Source organism: Streptomyces sp. NBC_01089, assembly GCF_045162975.1.
Classification (GTDB): Bacteria; Actinomycetota; Actinomycetes; order Streptomycetales; family Streptomycetaceae; genus Streptomyces.
In genome coordinates this window covers 783590-796237 of record NZ_CP108660.1, presented here as the reverse complement: position 1 = coordinate 796237, position 12648 = coordinate 783590, and the positions used below count along the sequence as shown (strand labels likewise).

The 12648-nt window shown below is 69.5% G+C and carries 15 protein-coding genes; 8 read left to right on the top strand and 7 right to left on the bottom strand.

Annotated features, from left to right (window positions below; genetic code table 11):
• The first annotated feature begins 46 nt into the window (after nucleotides 1-46).
• From OG510_RS03605 to OG510_RS03570, 8 genes are all read left to right on the top strand, one after another.
• The gene (locus tag OG510_RS03605) at nucleotides 47-430 is read left to right on the top strand and encodes a hypothetical protein (RefSeq protein WP_406135197.1); all 384 of its coding nucleotides are present in this window, start codon (nucleotides 47-49) and stop codon (nucleotides 428-430) included.
• A complete protein-coding gene (locus OG510_RS03600; protein ID WP_406135195.1) occupies nucleotides 427-1224 on the top strand; it encodes an SDR family NAD(P)-dependent oxidoreductase in 798 nt (265 codons plus the stop codon). The genes OG510_RS03605 and OG510_RS03600 overlap by 4 nt, the downstream gene beginning before the upstream one ends.
• Nucleotides 1225-1308: 84 nt before the next feature.
• Nucleotides 1309-1809, top strand: coding sequence for a flavin reductase (locus OG510_RS03595; RefSeq protein ID WP_406135194.1), 501 nt, complete (start codon nucleotides 1309-1311; stop codon nucleotides 1807-1809).
• A gap of 147 nt (nucleotides 1810-1956) precedes the next feature.
• On the top strand, nucleotides 1957-2856 hold the full coding sequence (locus tag OG510_RS03590) for a LysR substrate-binding domain-containing protein (RefSeq protein WP_406135193.1): 900 nt from the start codon (nucleotides 1957-1959) through the stop codon (nucleotides 2854-2856).
• Nucleotides 2853-3956: a mandelate racemase/muconate lactonizing enzyme family protein gene (locus OG510_RS03585; RefSeq protein WP_406135192.1), complete on the top strand. Its 1104-nt coding sequence runs from the start codon at nucleotides 2853-2855 to the stop codon at nucleotides 3954-3956. Before OG510_RS03590 ends, OG510_RS03585 begins: the two co-directional genes overlap by 4 nt.
• Before the next feature lie 45 nt (nucleotides 3957-4001).
• The gene (gene catA / locus OG510_RS03580; RefSeq protein WP_406135190.1) at nucleotides 4002-4886 is read left to right on the top strand and encodes a catechol 1,2-dioxygenase; all 885 of its coding nucleotides are present in this window, start codon (nucleotides 4002-4004) and stop codon (nucleotides 4884-4886) included.
• A 41-nt stretch (nucleotides 4887-4927) separates the two neighbouring features.
• Nucleotides 4928-5218 carry a muconolactone Delta-isomerase gene (catC, locus tag OG510_RS03575; protein WP_406135189.1) on the top strand — a complete coding sequence of 97 codons (291 nt, stop codon included), beginning with the start codon at nucleotides 4928-4930 and terminating at the stop codon, nucleotides 5216-5218.
• Nucleotides 5215-6054 carry an alpha/beta fold hydrolase gene (locus OG510_RS03570; RefSeq protein ID WP_406135188.1) on the top strand — a complete coding sequence of 280 codons (840 nt, stop codon included), beginning with the start codon at nucleotides 5215-5217 and terminating at the stop codon, nucleotides 6052-6054. Before catC ends, OG510_RS03570 begins: the two co-directional genes overlap by 4 nt.
• Nucleotides 6055-6089: 35 nt before the next feature.
• Here the strand turns inward: OG510_RS03570 and OG510_RS03565 are convergent, their stop codons facing one another.
• The 7 genes from OG510_RS03565 to OG510_RS03535 form a co-directional block, all read right to left on the bottom strand.
• Nucleotides 6090-7382, bottom strand: a complete 1293-nt coding sequence (locus OG510_RS03565) for an amidase (protein ID WP_406135187.1) — start codon at nucleotides 7380-7382, stop codon at nucleotides 6090-6092.
• Between the two features lie 80 nt (nucleotides 7383-7462).
• Nucleotides 7463-8410: a PDR/VanB family oxidoreductase gene (locus OG510_RS03560; protein ID WP_406135185.1), complete on the bottom strand. Its 948-nt coding sequence runs from the start codon at nucleotides 8408-8410 to the stop codon at nucleotides 7463-7465.
• An 11-nt stretch (nucleotides 8411-8421) separates the two neighbouring features.
• On the bottom strand, nucleotides 8422-8937 hold the full coding sequence (locus OG510_RS03555; RefSeq protein WP_406135184.1) for an aromatic-ring-hydroxylating dioxygenase subunit beta: 516 nt from the start codon (nucleotides 8935-8937) through the stop codon (nucleotides 8422-8424).
• Entirely contained in the window at nucleotides 8927-10213 is a 1287-nt protein-coding gene (locus tag OG510_RS03550; protein ID WP_406135183.1) for a Rieske 2Fe-2S domain-containing protein, read from the bottom strand. The genes OG510_RS03555 and OG510_RS03550 overlap by 11 nt, the downstream gene beginning before the upstream one ends.
• The gene (locus OG510_RS03545) at nucleotides 10210-10515 is read right to left on the bottom strand and encodes a hypothetical protein (RefSeq protein ID WP_406135182.1); all 306 of its coding nucleotides are present in this window, start codon (nucleotides 10513-10515) and stop codon (nucleotides 10210-10212) included. The genes OG510_RS03550 and OG510_RS03545 overlap by 4 nt, the downstream gene beginning before the upstream one ends.
• Entirely contained in the window at nucleotides 10512-11045 is a 534-nt protein-coding gene (locus OG510_RS03540) for a nuclear transport factor 2 family protein (protein WP_406135181.1), read from the bottom strand. The genes OG510_RS03545 and OG510_RS03540 overlap by 4 nt, the downstream gene beginning before the upstream one ends.
• 86 nt (nucleotides 11046-11131) lie before the next feature.
• On the bottom strand, nucleotides 11132-12469 hold the full coding sequence (locus OG510_RS03535) for an MFS transporter (protein WP_406135179.1): 1338 nt from the start codon (nucleotides 12467-12469) through the stop codon (nucleotides 11132-11134).
• Nucleotides 12470-12648: the final 179 nt, after the last annotated feature.

The window sequence follows — 12648 nt, the reverse complement described above, 5'->3', positions numbered from 1 at the left end:
CCAGTCCCGCCGAGGGCGCAGGCCCTCCCGAGAGCTAAGGAAAACCATGTCCGAAACACCCGCGACCCCGCTCCGCGTGCTCTTCTGCATCGGTATCAACCAGAACTTCTTCGACCTTCCCACCGGACAGGGCGGCGCGGTGTGGGAGGCGTTCACCGGCATGATGACCGCGCTGGGCGAACTGCCCGGCGTCACGGTCATCGGTGACATGGACGACGACCAGCACATGGTCGGCCCGTCCGCCTCCTGGCCCTGGACGTCGTACATCCTCGCGGACGTCCCCGACCAGCAGACCGTCGCCGCTGCCTGCAACCTGTTCAGGACCACGCGGGTCGGCGAACACTCCCTGTGGCGTTACGCCCAGGTCGAGGCCCGTATCGGCCGTCCGCTCACCACGCCCGCGAGCATGGCGGGGGAGGCGGGACAGTGACCTCCGGCACCGGCGGTCCGCCCGCCAGGACCGCACACAGCAGGCTCGGACCGGGCTCCGCGGTCGCCGTGGTGACCGGCGCGGCCGGCGGCCTCGGACAGGTGATCGCGGCCCGGCTGCACGAGCAGGGCTACCGGGTCGCGCTCACCGACCTCTCCGGCGAGCGGGCCGAACGGGCCGCGTCCGCACTGGATCCCAGCGGCGGGACCGCTGCCGGGCTGTGTCTCGACGTACGGATCAAGGCCGACTTCGAGCGGGTGAGGGACGCGATCACCGCACGCTGGGGCGAGGTCCATGTGCTGGTGAACAACGCGGGGGTCTCGAAGGCCGAGCCGCTGATGGACATCACGCCGGAGAGCTTCTCGTCCGTCGTGTCGACCAACCTCGACGGTGCGTTCTTCGGCAGTCAGGTGTTCGGGGCGTACTTCGCGAGCCGCGGGTACGGCCGCATCGTCAACGTCGCCTCGCTCGCGGGCCAGAACGGCGGTACGGCCACCGGTGCGCACTACGCGGCGGCCAAGGGCGGCGTCGCCACCCTGACCAAGGTCTTCGCACGCGATCTGGCGAACCGGGGGGTGACCGTGAACGCGGTGTCCCCGGGGCCGCTCGACGTACCCGCCGTGTACGAGATCGTCGGGCCGGAGCGGATCGAGGGGATGAAGGAGAACATCCCGGTGGGCGACCTGCTCTCGCCCCGGTTCGTCGCCGACGCGGTCGCCCTGCTGGCCGCGGAGCACGCGGGATCGGTGACCGGAGCCTGCTGGGACGTCAACGGCGGCCTGTACATGCGCTGACGCGCGCCCGGCCGGGGAGAGCAGACGGGAAAGACCGCCCGACCCGGCAGTCAAGCAACGCATCGCTCGAGGAGATGACACGTGATGACGACTACGAGCCCGACCCGGGCGGACTTCCGTGAGGCGATGGCGCACCTGCCGGCAGCCGTCAACATCCTCACCACGGACGGCGCCGGCGGCCGGTGCGGAATCACGGTCAGCGCGGTGTGCTCGGTCACCGACTCGCCCCCCACCGTGCTGGTCTGTGTGAACCGGAGCAGCGCCACGCACGATCTGTTCAGCGCCAACAGCCGCGTCTGCCTGAACGTGCTCGGCGGCGAACACGAGGAACTCGCCCTGCACTTCTCCGGCGCCACGAAGGTGCCGATGGCGGAGCGCTTCTCCTGGGACATCTGGGAGCCCGACGAGACCGTCCCCGTACTCCGCGACGCGCTCGTCAGCATGGTCGGCACCATTCGCGACCGCAGGCCCACGGGCTCGCACACCGTGATGTTCGTGGAGACCGAGCGGATCACCATCCGGCAGGGCGGCGACAGCCTCGTCTACTTCAACCGGCGCTTCCACCGGCTCGACCCCGCCGCATGAGGCGGACGACCGCTGTGCCGGCCGCGGGTATTCGCCCGTGGCCGGCCCGGCGGCATTGATATCGCCGGCGTCTTAATACCCGCTGAACCGATATTGGTCGTGCCCGGAATCCGGCTCTAAGCTGAGGTGCATTCGAGGGGGCTTTTGATGGAACTCAAGCACTTTCGGTATTTCGTGGCCGTCGCCGAAACGCGTCATTTCGGAAAGGCCGCTGAACGGCTGCACATGGCCCAGCCGCCACTGTCCCAGGCGATTCGCCGCCTGGAGACGGAACTGGGTGTGGAGCTGTTCACCCGCACGACCCGGCAGGTCACCCTGACCGGCGCCGGCGAGGTGTTCCGCACCGATGTGCAGCGGATCCTCAAAGCCGTCGACGACGCGGTGGCCAGAGTCGGGCGCTTCACCTCAGGCACGGAGGGAGTACTCCGGATCGGCCTGACCGGATCCGCCTCGTACCGCCAACTGCCCTCACTGGCACGGCTGGTGAAGCTGGAGATGCCGCACGTACTGCTGGAGGTGCACACCGAGATGCTGACGCCCGCCCAGGAGAAGGGACTTGCCGAGCGGCGCATCGATGTCGGAGTCCTCCGCCCGCCGGTGCGGGAGGACGGGATCACCCACCGCCCCATCGCCGCCGAACCCCTGGTCGCGGCCGTCCCCGCGGAGCACTGGCTTGCCGGCGCCGGGTCCGTACGGGTCGAGCAGCTGCGGCACGAGAACTTCATCATGTACGGGGCCACGCTCGGCTCCGTCGTCCACGACCTGGTCGTACGCAGCTGTCTTGCCGCCGGTTTCGCTCCGCACTGCGCCTACGAGGTCACCGAGACCTCGGCCGCCCTGGCGCTGGTCGCCGCGGGCCTCGGTGTCGCCGTGCTCCCGGACTCGATCCGCTCCGCACCCCGCGAAGGGGTGCTGTGCAAGGAGATCGAAGGCGCGCTGTCCGTCCGGCTCGACCTGGCCTGGCGGACCGATGACACGTCGCCGCTGCTGCGGAATCTCCTGAAAGTGCTCGAACGGAACGACATATTTCTTGAAGGAGCGGCATGAAGATCGTCAAGGTGGAGGCCGTACCCTTTGCCATTCCCTACAAGAAGCCGCTGAAATTCGCGAGTGGTGAGGTGCACAGCGCCGACCACGTCCTGGTGAGGGTGCACACCGACCAGGGGCTGACCGGAACCGCCGAGGCCCCGCCCCGCCCCTACACCTACGGCGAGACCCAGGAATCGATCGTCGCGGTGATCGACAAGATCTTCGCGCCGCAGATCCTGGGGCTGACGGCCCTGGAGCGAGAAGCGGTCCACGGCAGGCTCGACCGGACCGTCGGCAACCCGACTGCCAAGGCGGCCGTCGACATGGCCCTGTGGGACATCCTCGGTCAGGCCGCGGGCCTGCCGGTCTCCGGACTGCTCGGCGGCTACACCGACCGTATGCGGGTGAGTCACATGGTCGGGTTCGCGCCCACCGACCGCATGGTCGCCGAGGCCGAACGGATCCGGGACACCTACGGCATCACCACGTTCAAGGTGAAGGTCGGCCGGCAGCCCTACCGCGCCGACGTCGAAGCCTGTCGGGCGCTGCGCGAGGCGCTGGGCCCGGAGACCGAGCTCTACATCGACGGCAATCGGGGCTGGAGCGCGTCCGACTCGGCGCGTGCCCTGCGGGAGATGGCCGATCTCGGTCTGACCTTCGCCGAGGAACTCTGCCCCGCCGACGACGTGTTGGGACGGCGCCGGCTGGTCGCCCAGTGCCCCGTCCCCTTCATCGCCGATGAGAGCGCGACACGCCCCGCCGAGGTGACGCGTGAACTCCTCGGCGGCTCCGCCACCGCCATCAGCATCAAGACCGCCCGCACGGGGTTCACCACCTCCCAGCGTGTCCTGCACCAGTGCGAGGGGCTGGGCGTCGAGGTGGTGATGGGTAATCAGATCGACGGCCAGCTGGGCACGTTGTGCACGGTGGCCTTCGGGGCCGCCCACCGCGCGTCCTCCGCGCACGCCGGTGAGCTGTCCAACTTCCTCGACATGACCGATGACCTCCTCGCCGAGCCGCTCACCATCGCGGACGGCACCCTGCGGATCCGCGAGGGTGCCGGACTCGGAATCGACATCGACCCCGACAAGCTGGCCCGCTACCGCCAGGACCGCTGACCGGCGCATCCGCCGCAGGACGACCGACAGACAAGGAACGGCACAGTGACCGACATCATCACGGACCAGCCCGCCGACCAGCCCGCCGAGCAGGCCACCGCGGCCGCCTCCGGAGCCGCCGCCACCGAGCGGTTCCGTACGCATGCGAAGCAGAACTCCGGCGCCGCCGGCACCGACACCCGCCGTGTGGACACCCTGGTCTCCGAACTCCTCGCCGCCACACACGCCGTCATCCGGCGCCACCAGGTCACCTACGCCGAGTACGACGCCCTCAAGGCATGGCTGATCCAGGTCGGCCAGGACGGTGAGTGGCCGCTCTTCCTCGACGTATGGATCGAGCACGTGGTCGAGGAGGTCGCGGGTGAGAGCCGGGAGGGCAGCAAGGGCACCATCGAGGGCCCGTACTACGTCCCGGACGCCCCGCGTCTGCCCGCCGACGCGACCCTCCCCATGCGCGACGACGAGGAAGGCACCCCGCTCCTCTTCCAGGGGCAGGTCACATCCGTGGACAACACCGTGCTGGCGGGCGCCACGATCGAGATGTGGCACGCCGACAACGAGGGCTACTACGCGCAGTTCGCCCCCGGTCTGCCCGAGTGGAATCTGCGCGGCACGGTCATAGCCGACGACCGGGGCAACTTCAGGATCCACACCATCGAGCCCGCGCCCTACCGGATTCCCACCGACGGCTCCTGCGGCCGGCTCATCGCCGCCGCGGGCTGGCACGCGTGGCGCCCCGCGCACCTCCACCTGAAGGTGTCGGCCCCCGGACACCAGCGTGTCACCACCCAGCTGTACTTCAAGGGCGGCAGCCACGTCCAGGACGACATCGCCTCCGCGGTGAAGCCGGAGCTGATCCTCGACCCCGCCCCCGCGGCGGACGGCGACGGCCGCGAAGTCACCTACGACTTCGTGCTCGACAAGGCGTGACACAACAAGCGAACCGATCGGCCCCGGCAGAGGACACAGGCATGCTCTTCGCAGTGAAGATGAACGTCGAGATACCCCGCGACCTGGACGAACAGGTCCGAGTAGACCTGGTGGAGCGGGAGAAGACGTACTGTCAGGAATTGCAGAAGTCGGGTACCTGGCGCCATATCTGGCGGTGCGCCGGACAGTACGCCAACCTGAGCATCTTCGATGTGGCGGACAACGAGGAACTGCATCGCATCCTGTGGAACCTGCCGCTCTTCCCGTTCATGACCATCGACATCACCCCGCTGGCTCAGCACCCGTCCGATCTGGCGGCCGGTGCGCGGTGACCCCCGGCCGCCTCCTGCACCACGAGATCTCCGGGCCCGCGGACGCACCCCTGCTGATCCTCGGCCCCTCCCTGGGCACGTCGACGACGGTCTGGGAGCCGCACCTGACCGCGCCGGCCACGGACTTCCGCGTGCTGCGCTTCGACCTTCCCGGCCATGGCGGCTCCCCGGCCGCCCTGCTGCGGGACACCGGGCCCGGACGGACGACGGTGGAGGATCTCGCGCAGCTGGTCCTGGCCATGGCCGATGAGCTGGCCTACGACGAGTTCCACTACGCGGGCATCTCCCTGGGCGGTGCCATCGGCGCGTGGATCGCGGCCCGCTGTCCCGGGCGGGTCGCCTCACTGGCCCTGATCTGCACGTCCGCCCACTTCGGAGAGGAGCGGCCCTGGCGGGAGCGTGCCGAGCTGGTACGGCTGAAGGGCACGGAGCCTCTGCTCGCCACCAGCCCAGGACGCTGGTTCGCCGATCCGCGCCAGGCCGGCACACCTCTCGGCCGGGCGCTGCTGAAGAACCTCGCCGACGCCGACCCCATGGGGTACGCGGCCTGCTGCGACGCCCTCGCCGCTTATGACCTGCGGGCCGAGCTGACACACATCACGGTGCCCACCCTGGTCATCGGCGGCTCCCGGGACACAGCCACGCCACCGCACCACGCCGAGGAACTCGCGGCCGGTATCCCGCACGCCACTCTGCGGACGGTCGACTGCGGACACCTCGCGGTGGAACAGCCCGGGACGGTGGCGCTCGCCCTGGACACTCTCCTCCGGCCGGAGCGGGCCAGGTGCTCCCCGGCCGGCCCCGGCATCGGCGAACCGCAGTCCGTATCCGACTGAACCGCCCGCTCCCCCGGCGGCCGCCCACGTTTCGGCTACTGCCGTGCGCGGGCGGCCAGTTCGACGGCGTGACCGAGGGCGAAGAGCTGTTCCGGGCGGTCCGGATGCCCGATGAGCTGCACCCCCAGCGGCATGCCACGGCGGTCCAGGTGACCCGGTACGGACAGGGCCGGCAGACCGAGGAGCTGCCACGGCCGGCTCAGTACGGGGGAGCCGGTGGCCGCCAGCCCCTTCGGCGCGGGCCCCGGGGCGGCCGGTCCGAGGACGGCGTCGACATCGGTGAGCAGTGACAGCATCCCGGCGCGACCCTCCTCGGCGACGGACAGCGCGCGGTGGTAGTCCCCGGCCGTGATGCTGCGCCCGTGCGCCAGAAGCTCGTTGAGCTGTGGGCTCAGCCGGTCAGGGCGGGCGCTCTCCGGCGCCAGGCTACGAGCGGCCTCGTACGCCATGACGGTGGTGTGGGCCTCGACCAGCCGGGGAGTCAGCGCGGCCCAGTCCACCTCGACCAGCACCGCGCCGCTCGCCACGGCGTCATCGGCGGCCAGCCTCAGAGCGGCTCGCATGTCAGCTGCGATCTCGGCCAGTTCGGTGCCAGGCCACACCGCCAGCCTCGGGTGCGCGGGCGGTTCGGAAGGGCCGCCGAGCGGGTCGGCGCCGGTCAGTGCCGCGTAGGCGAACCGGAGATCGGCGACGGTGGCGGTGAGCAGCCCGGCCGCGTCGAGGCTGTGGGACAGGCCCACGAACCCCGTGGTGTCGAGTGGGCCCCCGACCGGAGCCACGAACCCCGCGACACCGCAGTACGCTGCCGGCCGGATCAGCGAGCCGGCGGTCTGACTGCCGAGAGCCAGGGGGACCACACCCGCCGCGACGGCAGCCGCGGAACCGCTGGATGAACCACCGGGCGTGTGCGCCGTGTTGTGCGGATTCCTGGTGGGGCCGGGGGAGAAGTAGGCGAACTCGGTGGTGACCGTCTTGCCCAGGGGCACGGCACCGAGTCTCCTGAGCGCGTCGACCAGCGGAGCGTCGGCACCTGCCACCCGGCCGCGCCGCAGCGGGGATCCGCACTCGGTGGGCAGGCCACGAACGTCGACGATGTCCTTGACCCCGAACGGGATCCCGCGCAGGGGCCCGCCCGCCGGCCCGGCACCGAGCTGCCGGGCGGCGGACAGCGCCCCGGCGCGGTCGACCCGTACCCATGCCCGCACCTCGGGCTCCGTACGGTCGAGGTGTTCCAGTGCGCCGCCGACCACATCGCCGGGGCTCAGCTCGCCCGAGGCAAGCCGTTCCGCCAGGGCGGACAGGGTCCTCTCATGCGGTACTGCCCGCATCGGGTGTCTCTCCTTCCGGGGACGCCCCGGGGTATTCATACCGGGACGTCCCCTGTCACCTGGTTCGTTGACGAGGCGGGCTACAGTTCCAGCACCAGGCGGTCCGTCCTGGCCCGTGACACGCACGCGGCGATCTGGTCGCCCGCCTCTTTCTCCTTGCGGGTCAGACAGTTGTCGCGATGTTCCGGCACCCCGTCGACGACCGTGAGCACACAGGTGCCGCAGATGCCCTCGCGGCAGGACGTGTCGACCATGATGCCGCCGTCCTCCAGCACCTCGACGATGCTGCGTCCGGGCGGGACACGGAATACCTCACCGGTGTCCAGCTCCACCTCGAACTCGCCGCCCGCATCGGCCGTCGGCTCCAGCGCCTGGAAGTGCTCGAAGTGGACGTGGTCCGCCGCGGGCGTCCCGGCCGCCGCATCGGCGACCCGTTGCATGAACTCCTTGGGACCGCAGGTGTAGACGTGCGTTCCGGAGTCAGCGTGCGACAGTGCTTCGGCCAGCACTCCGGGCTGTTCGCCGCGCCCGAGCCCGAAGTGGAACTCGGTGTCGGCGGCGAACTCCGCGCTCTCCAGCAGCGGTACGAACGCCGCGCTCTCCCGGCCGGTGGCGAAGTAGTGCAACCTGAACGGGCTTCCCGTACGGCGTAGTCGGTACGCCATACTCAGCAGCGGCGTGATGCCGATGCCGGCCGCGACCAGCATGTGCCGGCTCGCCGTCGGCTCGATGCCGAAGAGGTTCCGCGGCTCGCTGATGGTGAGTTCGTCGCCCGCATCGACCTGGTCGTGCAGCGCTGCGGAGCCGCCCCGGGAGCAGTCCTCCCGTTTGACCGCGATCAGATAGGAGCCGGTCTCGTCGGGCGGGCCGCACAGTGAGTACTGCCTGGTGGTCCCACCGGGGCCCAGGACGTCCACATGCGCCCCCGCCTCGTACGGCGCGAACGGGCGGCCGTCGCTGCGCCGCAGCCGGAAGCACTTCACCTTGCTGGTTTCGGCCGTTGTCTCGCTGACCGTGACTCTGATCATCCTCGCCTCATCTACAGCAGGAAGCCGGACGCGTTGACGGCGTTCTCGGAGTTGACGAGCCGGATGATCTTCGTCTGGATCAGCGGCTCGGGTCCGTCGACACGGATGCGGTGGGTGAGGTCCGCTGCGAGTACCTGGGTCGTGTCGTGTTTGTGGCCGACGAGTACCTGTGCGGAGCTGAGCTCGACGGTGTGGTCGTCGGCGGCGGTGACGACGAAGCGGGACACGGTCCGTACGGTGCGCGCGGCGGCCACCGCGGAGATGGAGTATCCGGTGGTGAGGCGTTCGATGCGCATCCGGCGCATCCGGTCGTCGTCGTAGACCATGTTCAGGGTGGCCGCGAAGTCGTCGGTGTCGGGGTCGATGGGGATGACGTACGTGCCACCCGGGGCCCACAGCCGGTCCCACTCCTGGTACCGCTTGTTGTCCAGGAGCCGGGCCTCGCGCCAGATCAGCTCGACGGCCGCGACGGCCCGGGGGTCGGTGAGCCCCAACACCGGTCGTGCGATGGCGTGTTCACTGGTCATCGGTCATCATCTTCTTCCACATCGCGTATGCCTCGCGCATGCCTGTCTCGTCGGTCGAGTGGGCGGTGCGGTCGCCGTTCTGGTCTTCCGTCTCGCGCGAGAGCCCGCGGTTGACGAGGATCGGGAGGCCGGGCCCGGCCGCTGCGCCGCGCTGGACCCGGTCCCAGGCTTCGGAGTCGTCGGACGTGCCGAATCCGAACGGTCCCTGGAAGTGTTCGTGGATCCGCAGGCGTTCGCGGTTGACGATCTCCGGTCCGCCGTCGAGGCCCAGGGCCAGGTGCCGTATTTCGGTCTCGGTCACCGAGAGCGGGCGCAATACCCGCAGGAAGGACATCGACATCGCGACGTTGGGGAACAGGTTGAGGTTGAATCCCGCGCCGTGCATCGAGCGCACGATGCGGCGTACCTCCGCAGGTTCGAAGTCGCGTGAGAGGTCGTCGACGATATGGGCGAAGCGCTCCTGCAGGGGCTCGGTGCCGTCGTCCTCGTCGAGGTCGACGTGTTCGGGCACCATGATCATGACGCTGTGTCCGTTGCCGAGGGAGTGCGTGACCGCCTTCTCGTCGGTCATGAACGACAGCATGTCCGCCGTCTCGGCGTCGACCGACGACATCCAGGACCGGTGCACGATCGGGAAGTGGTAGCCGTCGGTGGTGTTCTCCAGCTGGATCTTCCAGTTGCCCCGGAAACGGAACGTGTGCTCGCCCTGCACCTTGACCGGGTATCCGGCTCCCTGCTTCATGAACAGGTCCATCCAGCGCCTGGCCGGTCCCAGGAAGTCCGCCAGTGGTTCCACACCGGGATCGAGACAGGCGAAGACCATCCCCGCGTAGCTGTCCACCTTCAGCCGGTGCAGCGCCAGGTCCTTCTTCTCCAGCACATCCTCGTAGCCGTCCGGGTACGGGATGCCCCGCAGCTTCCCGTCCAGCGCATACGACCACGCGTGATACGGACAGGTGAAACCGTTCCCGTTGCCCTTGGGCGTCTCGCACAGGCTCGCCCCGCGGTGACGGCACCGGTTGAGCAGAACGTTGATTCCGCCACGCCGGTCCCGCGTCACGATGACCGGCTGACGGCCCACCACCGCCTTCTTGAAATCCCCGGCCCGCGGGATCTCACTCTCGTGCGCCACCCACACCCAGGTCCGGTGGAACACCCGGTCCATCTCCGCCTCGAACACCTCCGGGTCCGTGTAGAGGGAGACATCCACCCGGTCGTGCCCGACCAGGCCGGCTGTGTCGCCGCCGGTGCGGCCGGTTGTAGCTGGTGTGTTCATTCCGTCATTCCCCTTGAGTTCGTGGGTTCGGCCCGGTCGTCCCATACGGCGGCTGCCGTCCAGTAGTCGCTTCCGTCGGCCCGGATCCCGTGCTGCCACTCGGTGGTTCTGCGCAGGGTGGGCTCGACGGCGGCGCAGGCGGCGTCCGCTCCGGCGGGGCCCTCCTCCGCGGTCTGCCAATGGACCCAGTTCAGTTCCCTGCCGTCGCGGTCGTGCAGGAACAGATCCACGTGGTGCCAGCCGTAGTCACGGATGTCCCGGTAGCAGGTGAGGAGCATCGCCCGGCCGTCCCGCGCCGTCATCGCGTTGTCACCTCCTGGAGACCGGTCGCCAGGGCCGGGCCCAGCTCCGCGTCGAAGACCCGCCGGGTGCGGAAGTGGGAGATCAGAGCCCTGCCCCCTTCGGCGTCCCCTCGGCTGTCCTCTTCGCTGTTGTCTTCGATCCGGAAGTCCAGCTCCAGCCGGGCCAAGACGAGTTCGGCCGCACCGGACTCGTACCGGGTCAGCTGCTGCATCAGCCACTTCCCGCGGACCTCGTTGTATGCGGCGTGGGTCGTGCCGTGGTGGAGCAGGTGAACGTTCGCCTGGAATCGCCCGTTCGGGGGCAGATGGGCCGAGAGCATCGCCGCGATGGCCCCGGAGCCGGTCGTCCGGCCGAACTTCGCGGCGTAGAGCGGCCCGACGCCCTCCCACACGGCGTCCGGGGTGAACAGATCCTCCAGGCGGCCTGTCGTGTCCGGCGGCCGGGGAACGTCACAGAGCTCCAGGTAGCGGGTCAGCGCCTCGTGCGCCAAGGATTCGGGTGACCGCGGAACGGCACTGGTCGATGGCATGGATGAACAGCCTCCTTCCTGTGATCGGGGAACTGGTGGTGGTGGATCGGGGTGCCGAAGCCGGGACGGCGGGCTGAGCGCGCCGGTCAGGTGGTTCGGGCCGCGGCCGCCGCTGTGGCTTCCTGCGGCATCTCGCCCTCGTCGAGGGCCTGCGCGCGGGTCTCGGGAGCGAACGCGAGGGCGACGACGGTGACCACGCCCATACCGATCAGGAAGAGCGAGATCGGCCAGGACGCGCCCGCCCAGGCGAGCAGCGCGGTGGCGATGATGGGGGAGAACCCGCCGGCGACCATCGAGGCGAGCTCGTGCCCGAAGGCGACCCCGCTGTAGCGCACCCGGCTGTCGAACAGCTCGGTGAAGAGCGCCGGCTGGGTGCCGATCATCGCGCCGTGGCAGACCACGGCCGCCACGAACACGGCCAGGAACACCAGCACAGGATTGCCCGAGTCGAACATCGCGAAGAACGGGTAGGCCCACACGATCATCGCGATCGCACCACCCATATAGACCGGACGGCGTCCGACGCGGTCGGAGAGCGCCCCCCACACCGGCATCGCGAACGACTCGAACAGCATGCCCACCACGACCGCGGAGAGCACGAGACCGCCGTTCAGCCCGATCTTGGTCGCGTACGTGAGGCAGAAGGTGAGGAAGACGTAGATCGCGCCGTTCTCCGCGATGCGCGCGCCGAAGGTGATCAGTACGGACTTGGGGTGGCTGCGGATGACGTCGAGGATCGGGGCCCTGGTCTTCTCGGGTTCCGGAGTCCTCTGCCGGAACGCCGGTGTCTCCATGACCCGGAGCCGGATCACCAGCCCGACCGCGGCGAGCAGGATGCCGGACATGAACAGGATCCGCCAGCCCCACGCGAGGAAGGACTCCGTGCCGGCCAGGGCGTGGACCAGCGAGTACGCCGACGCGGAGAGCACGAACCCGAGTCCCACCCCGGTCTGGCTCCAGGCCGAGTAGAAGCCGCGGCGGTGGTCCGGTGCGTGTTCGCTGACGATCAGTACGCCGCCGCCCCACTCGCCGCCGGCGGCGATGCCCTGCACGATCCGCAGCACCACCAGCAGCACCGGGGCCCACACCCCGATGGTGGCGTAACTCGGCAGTACGCCGATCAGGAAGGTCGCGACGCCCATGATGCCGAGAGTGACGGCCAGCACCGACTTGCGGCCGATCCGGTCGCCGAAGTGCCCGAAGACGATTCCGCCCAGCGGCCGGGCGAGGAAGCCCGCCGCGTTGGTGCCGAAGGCGGCGATCGTGCCCACCAGCGGATCGAAGGTGGGGAAGAAAAGGGTGTTGAAGACGAGGGCGGCAGCGGTGCCGTAGAGAAAGAAGTCGTACCACTCCAGCGTGCTGCCGACCAGGCTGGCCAGCACCGCCCTGCGCACCTCACGAGGCACACCATTCGTATCCGCCATGCTCACCCTCCAACCGCAGCTCCGGAACAGGTCGACGACTGCGGCCCGGCTGCTCATGGATTGTTCGCGAGGACTCCGGCGGGGGAAATGGCATTGGTCCGGTCAACGGACCGAAAGGTTGGCGATGTTGTCGGCGAGTTGTCGGCGAGCTGTGGGTGGATGTTGTGGGGGATGTTCCG

Coding starts and splice junctions, on each gene's coding strand:
- OG510_RS03605 (WP_406135197.1), top strand. CDS start 47: ATGTCCGAAACACCCGCGACCCCGCTCCGCGTGCTCTTCTGCATCGGT.
- OG510_RS03595 (WP_406135194.1), top strand. CDS start 1,309: ATGACGACTACGAGCCCGACCCGGGCGGACTTCCGTGAGGCGATGGCG.
- OG510_RS03590 (WP_406135193.1), top strand. CDS start 1,957: ATGGAACTCAAGCACTTTCGGTATTTCGTGGCCGTCGCCGAAACGCGT.
- OG510_RS03585 (WP_406135192.1), top strand. CDS start 2,853: ATGAAGATCGTCAAGGTGGAGGCCGTACCCTTTGCCATTCCCTACAAG.
- catC (WP_406135189.1), top strand. CDS start 4,928: ATGCTCTTCGCAGTGAAGATGAACGTCGAGATACCCCGCGACCTGGAC.
- OG510_RS03565 (WP_406135187.1), bottom strand. CDS start 7,382: ATGCGGGCAGTACCGCATGAGAGGACCCTGTCCGCCCTGGCGGAACGG.
- OG510_RS03560 (WP_406135185.1), bottom strand. CDS start 8,410: ATGATCAGAGTCACGGTCAGCGAGACAACGGCCGAAACCAGCAAGGTG.
- OG510_RS03555 (WP_406135184.1), bottom strand. CDS start 8,937: ATGACCAGTGAACACGCCATCGCACGACCGGTGTTGGGGCTCACCGAC.
- OG510_RS03550 (WP_406135183.1), bottom strand. CDS start 10,213: ATGAACACACCAGCTACAACCGGCCGCACCGGCGGCGACACAGCCGGC.
- OG510_RS03545 (WP_406135182.1), bottom strand. CDS start 10,515: ATGACGGCGCGGGACGGCCGGGCGATGCTCCTCACCTGCTACCGGGAC.
- OG510_RS03540 (WP_406135181.1), bottom strand. CDS start 11,045: ATGCCATCGACCAGTGCCGTTCCGCGGTCACCCGAATCCTTGGCGCAC.
- OG510_RS03535 (WP_406135179.1), bottom strand. CDS start 12,469: ATGGCGGATACGAATGGTGTGCCTCGTGAGGTGCGCAGGGCGGTGCTG.